We start from the raw sequence: 6819 nt of genomic DNA on the forward strand, positions 1-6819 counted from the left end.
GCCTTCCATGATACCGGTGACCCACATCGAGGCGGCGTAAAGAACGATGCCCAGTGTCGCGAGCCAGAAGTGCCAGTTGATGGCAGATTCCGAGTACATTTTGGCGCGTCCCCATAGTTTCGGGGTCAGGAAATAGAGGCATGCAAAGGTGATCATGCCGTTCCATCCCAGCGCACCGGAATGCACGTGACCGATGGTCCAGTCCGTATAGTGGCTCAGCGAGTTGACCGCGCGGATCGACATCATCGGGCCTTCGAATGTGGACATGCCATAGAACCCAAGGCTCAGCACAAACATCCGCAGAATTGGATCCGTCCGCAGCTTGTCCCATGCCCCCTGAAGGGTCATCAGACCGTTGATCATGCCACCCCAGCTGGGCATCCACAGGACGACCGAGAACACCATGCCAAGGGTCGATGCCCAATCCGGCAGCGCGGTGTAGTGCAAGTGGTGTGGACCTGCCCAGATATAGAGAAAGATCAGCGCCCAGAAGTGAATGATCGACAAGCGATAGCTATAGACCGGGCGCTCGGCCTGTTTGGGAACGAAGTAATACATCATCCCCAGAAACCCTGCGGTCAGGAAAAAGCCGACCGCGTTGTGCCCATACCACCATTGGGTCATGGCGTCCTGAACGCCCGAGAACACCTGAACAGATTTGCTGCCCCAGATGGACACGGGGATTGACAGGTTGTTGACCACATGCAGCATTGCCACGGTGATGATGAAGGCCAGAAAGAACCAGTTGGCCACATAGATGTGACGCTCCCGGCGCTTAAAGATCGTACCCAGGAACACCGCCAGATACGCCAGCCACACAAGGGTCAGCCAGATATCAACGTACCATTCAGGCTCGGCGTATTCTTTGGATTGGGTCGCGCCCAGCAGATAGCCGGTTGCGGCAAGAACGATGAACAGCTGATAGCCCCAAAACACGAACCATGCCGTGTTGCCACCCCAAAGGCGCGCGCCCGAGGTGCGTTGCACAACATAGAAAGACGTCGCAATCAGAGCGTTACCGCCAAAGGCAAAAATGACCGCGCTGGTGTGCAGCGGACGCAGACGACCAAAGTTGGCAAAGGGCTGCGCCCATTCAAAGTTCAACCCCGGAAAAGCCAGTTGGAAGGCGATGAACACACCAACCAGAAACCCGGCCACGCCCCAAAAGGCGGTTGCGATCACTCCGGCACGGATCACCCCGTCCATATAGCCGCCGGCGTTTTCCACCGGCTGAGCCTCGGACGTGCGCCGCAGGTTGTGTATGAACAGCCCGCCCGCCACAAACATGACAATCAGACCGTGAATTCGAAAGGCAAGGTCATTGCCTTGGTCGGCGGCATAGGCTGCGATGAACACAGCCAGCGCCAGACCGATAAGTTTAAAACTATGCCACATGGTGATCCTTCCAATGTGCGTGAGAGCCGGAATCCGGCGAAGTCCTGACCGGCAATACGGCGAAGGGCGCGGGGGGAACTTTGATCTGGATCAACTCAGCGCAAAACATGCACGGCACATTGGGCGTGACGCACAACCCAGGCCGCTGTGGACCCCAAAAAGATGTCGGAAAACACCGGACGGTGAGACGAGATCGCGATGCAATCCACCCCGTTGTTGGCCGCCCAGTCGACGATTTCACGACCCGCGGCCCCATGGGTAACGACGCCGGTCGCGCCCGGAAGTTGCTCGGCCATTTTGTTCAATCGGTCGTTCAGAAACGGCAGGCTGCGCTCTTCCAATGTGATGTTGATATGCGCGTCGACATAGTGCGGCAGCGGCTCTACAACATGCAGAAAAGTCGCGCGGGCGTTCTCGTTGCACAGCGCCTTGGCAGCTTGAATCGCTGCGCTTGTGTCGCAGGCTTCGTCAAACGTGACAGGGATAAGAATATGTTCGTACATGACGGTCTCCTTCTTGGATGTCGCAAGAAGACTTCATCATGTTTGGGCACATGGAACCTTGATATGGATCAAGCCGTTTGGACGCTAGCTGATCACGCCGCCATCCGCGTCATCGCCGGTTTCCAGATGCAGTTGGCTGATATCCGTCACATTGAAATTACGCCGATCCGTGAAAGACAGAATGCCGTCTTTCTTAAGCGCGTTCAGTTGTCGACTCACGGTTTCCAGTGTGAGCCCCAGATAATTCGCCATCTGTTCGCGGGTCAAAGGCAAGGCCATCTCAGGCCGATTGCCTTCGATGTCGTCCACTTTGGACCGTCGCACGAGCATTTCGATGAATGTCGCCACCTTTTCGCGCGCGGTTTTGCGCCCCAAAAGCAGCATCCACTCGCGCGCGGCGTCCAGTTCGTCCAAGGCAAGTTCCATCAGCCGTTGTGACAGGTGAGGCGTGTCGTTCACCAAGGTCTCAAAGGCTTTGTATTCAAAACAGCAAAGCGTCACATCTGTGGTGGCGGTGACATCAAACTCGATTTCGCGGCGTCCGGGGCGGCCAATGAAATCAGACGGCAGCAAAAGCCCAACCATCTGAGTGCGCCCGTCTTCCATCGTTTTTGTCAGCGAGGCGACACCTGATACAACCGAGGCCACAAACTGTAAGGGTTCGCCACGCCACACGATTGGCTGGCCTGCTTCAAAGCTGCGATAGGTTTTGATCGCATTCAGCACTTCAAGCTCAGAGTCGTCACAGCGCGCGCAAACGGCTCTGTGGCGGATCGGGCAATACTGGCAGTCGACTTTGGTATTGAACTGAATGGACATCGGTTGATCTGGATCAAGGTTACGTCTCTTTTGATAGTCTTTATCTTTCGTATGGAAAAGATCGAACTTTTGAGACGCTTCGGGCTATTCGATAGATCAGTGCCCCGATACACCAGCTATCCGCCGGCAAATCACTTTGTGAATGACGCCGGGCGCAAGCATCAGAACCCGTGGCTAAAGGCCATTCCCGAGGGCACCGGTGTTTCGATCTATGTGCATATCCCTTTTTGCAAACGCCTTTGCTGGTTCTGTGCCTGCCGCACGCAGGGCACCAGCACGTTGCGCCCTGTCGAGGCCTATGTGCACACCTTGCTGGCCGAGGTTGAGGCGGCAAAGAAAGCCCTTAAAAATAAGGTCAAATTGCAACGCCTGCATCTGGGTGGGGGTACGCCTACGCTGCTGACGCCTGCATTGATGACCGAGCTTGTCACCAAAATCCGCGATGCCTTTGAGCCGATGAAGTCGTTTGAATTCTCTGTCGAGGTCGACCCCACCGAGGCCTCTGATGAACTGTTGGAAACGCTCGCAGACTTGGGGCTGACGCGGGCCAGTATCGGGGTGCAAGATTTTGCCCCCAAGGTTCAGGCGGCGATTGGCCGCAAGCAAACCATCGCGCAGACCCAGCATGTGGTGCAGGTTCTGCGGCAGCAGGGCGTGACAAGCATCAATTTCGATGTGCTTTATGGTCTGCCACACCAGACCCGAGACAGTTTTCTGCGCACGCTGAACACCACATTGAAAATGTCGCCCGACCGTCTTGCGATCTATGGTTATGCGCATGTGCCTTGGGTTTCAAAACGTCAGGTGCTTATCTCTGAGGCTGATCTGCCTGGCAGTGAAGAGCGATTCCACCTTGCGGAAATCGCGCATCGGTTTTTCACAAATGCTGGGTATCGCGCAATAGGGATCGACCATTTCGCGCGGCCCACAGATGGGTTGGCGCTGGCCAAAGACGCAGGCACGCTTAGGCGGAATTTTCAGGGTTATACCGACGATGATAGCCCCGTGCTGCTTGGGTTCGGAGCATCGGCGATCTCAAAGTTTCCGCAGGGCTATGCGCAGAACGCGGTGGCCACCTCAGCCTATCAGGACCGCGTTCGCACCGAGGGCTTTGCAGCCCATCGAGGCTTCAGCATGACGCGGCGGGACCAGCTGCATGCTATGATCATCGAACGGCTGCTGTGCGACTTTTCATTCAGTCGGATCGATGTCTGCGCGGCCTTCCCTGATCTGAAACCCGAGATTGACGCAATCTTTCTGGACCTCTGCGCGCAATATACCGACGTTCTCGCGGTCTCGTCTGATCGCCTGACATTGCGCGACGGGTTTGAGCCGCTGGCCCGTATCATCGCAAAATCGGTGGATGTGTTCCGGGCCGAAAACCAAAGTCACTCTAAGGCCATCTGACGAGTGCAGAATCAGGCGTCGCTAAGGCCTGCCAAGAGCGTCGCAAAAGAGGCGCCGTGCATGTCGCGGTCAAACCGCGTGCCTTGAATGTGAGGGCGCGGCACGCTGAATTTCAGCACATTAAGCTCGGCGATTTCAAAACGCTTCACCTGCGCCACCGGACACCCCAGCGCCTGTGCGACCTGTGGCGTGTCGGCTAAAGCGCAGGCGCGTTTGAACAGCTCTTCGGAGTCGCAGAATATATCGATAGTCAACCAGAACGGCCCCGCGTTCTTGGAGCGGATTTTCAGCGCAACATCGGCAAGCGTCGTCATGGGGTCATCTCCTGTACGGTCAACGCAAAGGCCTCCATGGGATCCTCTAACTCCAGCACGTGGTTGAGGCAGAATTCATAGATCTCGCCACGCGACATTTCCGCAGGCGAGAACGGAAATGCAAAGGTCGGCATTTCTTCTTGTTCGGTCAGCGGGTGGTGCAACAGATAGGGGTTCAGGATCTTGGCCACTTCGCGCGATATGGCGTCGGATTCTGCGGTCACAATCCCCAGAACGCCCACTTCGCTGCCGATCTGTGCGGCAACGTCCAACGCGCCAAGCGTCGCGTCTACGCCAATCAGCCTCAGTTCCAAGGTGAACGGATCCGTTAGGCGTGCGCGTGCTTTGGCGACGCATTTTTCCTCGATGTCGGCAACCCACTCGCGGATGTTGGCCACATAGCGCGGCTCTCGGACCAGCGCCAAAGAGACGGTCTGAAACCCGCCACTGCGCGCCCCTTCCAGTTTGACGGTATAGGTCGGGTTGGGCACCCAGGTGCTGCCTGTCACGCGCACGGATTTGGTGTCACAGGCGGTATAGACCGCGTCCGTCACATCCAGATGGCCACCGGGTTCAAACAACTGATAGGGATTGGAGTTCTCATACAGCATATGGGCGGACACTGTGTAAGGCGTGGCGCGCGCAGCCTCTCCCATCGGTGTGACGGTAAAGCCCGTGCTGTCAAAACTGATCATGATCGTACCGGTGTTTGGGCTGGTCGTCGCCAGCGCGCCGCATTCGCCGATTTTTGCACCATGCCACGCGCCCCCCGCATGACAACCGCGCGCAAGGGGTAGCGCGGCGATCGTGGCGGTGTCTGTCGTGCGCCCTGCGATCACAATGTCTGCACCCGTGGCCAATGCCGCCTGAATTTGTTCTGCCCCTGCCAAAGCAACAATGTTCGTGCAGCTTTGCAGCGTTTCCGGCGCAAGGTCGGTTGCGGGCTCTAGCGGTTTGATACGCCCGGCATTCAAGGCGTGACATAGTTTCTCTGCGGTTTGGCCGGACTTCAGAACCGCGACTTTCACCGCCATTTTGTCCTCGGCTACGATGTCGCGCGTGATGTCCACCAGCCAGTCCACAGCGCTGTCCGCGCCGCATGTGCCTGCCGTTCCGATGACCAAAGGCACGCCAGCCTCGGCGCGCGCGTGCATCAACTCTCGCCATTCGGCTTTGATGGAACTGCGCGAGTATTTAGACGTGCCAGTACCCAGATAATGCGGCCCACTGTCCGTCGAGCCTCCGTCGATGGCGATCAAATCCGGCCCTTCGGCCACGCCACGCGCCAGCGCGTCACGGTCATATCCCAACCCCAATGCGCCGGACGGAATAAGGACTTTTGTTACGGAATCGGTGCTCACGGCAGATAACTCGCGTCAGGAAAGTTTCCGCGAGGCCTAGTCGCCTGACCTGACACAATGCTGACATTCTGTGCAAAACCCTATTCCTGCAGGATTGCGCTTTCCCATTCGGAAATGAAACTCTTGTTCTTGAACTGGTCCAGATAAACCAACAGGCCCGGCCCCAAGGCGATGCGGTGCAGGGCGTTTTCGTTCGCCTGCGCCAGCATTTCTGATTGCAGCAGCGGCGATGTGCCTTTCGGGAACGTCTGCCCCAGCACGAAATCCAGAAACTGCCCCGCCAGTTCAGGGTTGGTCGACGTGGTCGGAATAAGCATCGTGCGCAGCATGACAATCGAGAAATCAGACGGAAGGATTATCGTGAAAGCATCTGAGTCCGCGCGTTTCTCGGCATAGCTGGCCAGCACGTTATAAGCGATAGCCAGCTCTCCGCTGACCACCGCGTCGATCATATTGGACGTGCAGCAGTAAAGCTTTGGGTCCAGCGCGCCCATGACTTCGGTCAGTCGCCAATAGGTATCCGATGCACGGGCGTCTTGCGTGGCGAACAAATACCCTGCTCCAGACTGGCGAATGTCATAGGTGCCGACGCGACTTTCAAAGATATCAGGGTTTTGGCGCAATGTGGTGATGAGTTCCTGACGGTTTTCCGGCAGCTCCAACCCGTCAAAGGCCTTGTTGGAAATGACAAAGGCCGCCGGTTCCTGAGTAAAAGCAAACACCATGTCGTTCCACACGGCCCAATCCGGCAGCCGTTCGGTCTGGCCAGAGGAATGCGGGCGCGCAAGACCGTCGTTGGCCAGTTTCGTCTGCAAATCCATCGCGCTTGAGATCGCCAGATCAAATGACGTCTGCTCTTCCAGCAGCGCGGCCATCACGTCCGTCGAGCTTGCCACCGTATAGTCCACTGCGACGTTTGGGTGATCCTCAAGATAAGACAGGATCATCGGTTCAAAGAAACTGATGTCGGCGGTGGACAGAATCCGCAGTACATTGGCGGCGTTTGGATCGCCAAAGACG

At 57.0% G+C, this 6819-nt stretch carries 7 protein-coding genes; 1 reads left to right on the forward strand and 6 read right to left on the reverse strand.

Annotated elements, in window-relative coordinates:
* The 3 genes from ccoN to fnrL form a co-directional block, all read right to left on the reverse strand.
* On the reverse strand, positions 1–1395 hold a 1395-nt coding region (gene ccoN / locus ACEQWH_RS12850), incomplete at its 3' end, for a cytochrome-c oxidase, cbb3-type subunit I (protein WP_370231486.1).
* Between the two features lie 95 nt (positions 1396–1490).
* Positions 1491–1898 (reverse strand): universal stress protein, encoded by a 408-nt coding sequence (locus tag ACEQWH_RS12855; RefSeq protein ID WP_370231488.1) that lies wholly within the window; start codon positions 1896–1898, stop codon positions 1491–1493.
* Between the two features lie 84 nt (positions 1899–1982).
* Positions 1983–2717: a transcriptional regulator FnrL gene (gene fnrL, locus ACEQWH_RS12860; RefSeq protein ID WP_370231490.1), complete on the reverse strand. Its 735-nt coding sequence runs from the start codon at positions 2715–2717 to the stop codon at positions 1983–1985.
* 51 nt (positions 2718–2768) lie between these two features.
* Between fnrL and hemN the strand changes: the two genes are divergently transcribed.
* Positions 2769–4124: an oxygen-independent coproporphyrinogen III oxidase gene (gene hemN, locus ACEQWH_RS12865; RefSeq protein ID WP_370231497.1), complete on the forward strand. Its 1356-nt coding sequence runs from the start codon at positions 2769–2771 to the stop codon at positions 4122–4124.
* An 11-nt stretch (positions 4125–4135) separates the two neighbouring features.
* Here the strand turns inward: hemN and ACEQWH_RS12870 are convergent, their stop codons facing one another.
* The 3 genes from ACEQWH_RS12870 to ACEQWH_RS12880 form a co-directional block, all read right to left on the reverse strand.
* A complete protein-coding gene (locus ACEQWH_RS12870) occupies positions 4136–4438 on the reverse strand; it encodes a DUF4387 family protein (protein ID WP_370231492.1) in 303 nt (100 codons plus the stop codon).
* Positions 4435–5799: an acyclic terpene utilization AtuA family protein gene (locus ACEQWH_RS12875; protein ID WP_370231494.1), complete on the reverse strand. Its 1365-nt coding sequence runs from the start codon at positions 5797–5799 to the stop codon at positions 4435–4437. Before ACEQWH_RS12875 ends, ACEQWH_RS12870 begins: the two co-directional genes overlap by 4 nt.
* Positions 5800–5879: 80 nt before the next feature.
* Positions 5880–6819: ABC transporter substrate-binding protein (locus ACEQWH_RS12880; protein WP_370231496.1), on the reverse strand; the 940-nt coding region annotated here is incomplete at its 5' end.

The organism is Cognatishimia sp. (assembly GCF_964229375.1).
Taxonomy (GTDB): domain Bacteria; phylum Pseudomonadota; class Alphaproteobacteria; order Rhodobacterales; family Rhodobacteraceae; genus Cognatishimia.